The 1057-nt window shown below is 46.7% G+C and carries 1 protein-coding gene; it reads left to right on the forward strand.

Translation table 11 applies throughout. The features are described 5' to 3' along the window. A partial coding sequence (locus tag Q7R76_00005; GenBank protein ID MDO8641961.1) for a peptidoglycan-binding protein occupies window positions 1-712 on the forward strand: 712 nt, incomplete at its 5' end. Window positions 713-1057 lie beyond the last annotated feature (345 nt).

Consider the following 1057-nt stretch of genomic DNA (forward strand, 5'->3'; position numbering starts at 1 on the left):
TTTAGTGCTCGGTGTTTCTAGTTCGGATGTTAAGGCGCTTCAGCAGATTCTCAACAGCGACCCAGATACTCTTATTGCCGCATCTGGCGTCGGTTCTCCAGGCCAAGAGACAAACTATTTTGGTCCGGCTACCAAGAAAGCCGTTGGAAAATTTCAACAAAAGCACGGCCTCGCCAAACCTGGTGATGAAGGATACGGCAATGTTGGTCCTAAAACTCGAGCCAAGCTCAATGAAATTTCAGCAGGAGTGAGTGTGCCGTCGGTTGTAACGCCCGCAGTTCCATCAGTTGCGAGTTCGGTTATAATTTCTGGTTCAATCTCTCGTCGGCTTTCCAAAGGCATTTCTCACGCGGATGTAAGGATACTTCAGCAGATTTTGAACAGCGATCCGGATACGCAGGTTTCAAATAGCGGAGCCGGTTCTCCAGGAGATGAAACCACACTTTTTGGTCCAGCAACCGAACGCGCGGTTAAGAAATTCCAAGAGAAGCATGGAATCGCAGGGCCAGGTGATGATGGATACGGATCTGTCGGTCCCAAAACTCGCGCAAGGATAAATCAGCTTTTAAATAGTTCCGCATCAGTACCCAGTGCTTCTCCGTCATCCGCACCGGCGCAATCTTCAGCCAATAATGCCGATGTTGCCAAACAACTTGATGATAGTTTGAAGTTGCTTAATGCCCTTCAGGAACAGTTGAAAACTCTAAAATAAAAACTTATGCCTTTGGCGCATTTCTTCCCGCCCGAACGACTGGAGCCGTCGTTCAGTCGGGCGGGCGTTGCTTCACCATATGAATGATTCATCCGTAACAGATTTTTTCAAGTTCCTTTTGGGTTTTGTCGCCATGATATCGCTTGGTTTTGCTCTGTTGCTCGGTGTCGGTTTTTATCAAGTTGAAATTGCCGGCGCAAATTTATCCACAACCAATGTGAGTGTATCCCATTAGTTTGATTGAAAGTTTTTAAGCAAAACCGCCACGATGACCGTCGTGGTGGTTTTGCTTTTGACAAAATTACGCTGGTAAGTATACTGTGTAGTTATAAGGCCAGAGACAGT

The organism is Candidatus Woesearchaeota archaeon, assembly GCA_030651375.1.
In the GTDB taxonomy this organism is placed as follows: domain Archaea; phylum Nanobdellota; class Nanobdellia; order Woesearchaeales; family UBA12501; genus JAUSFM01.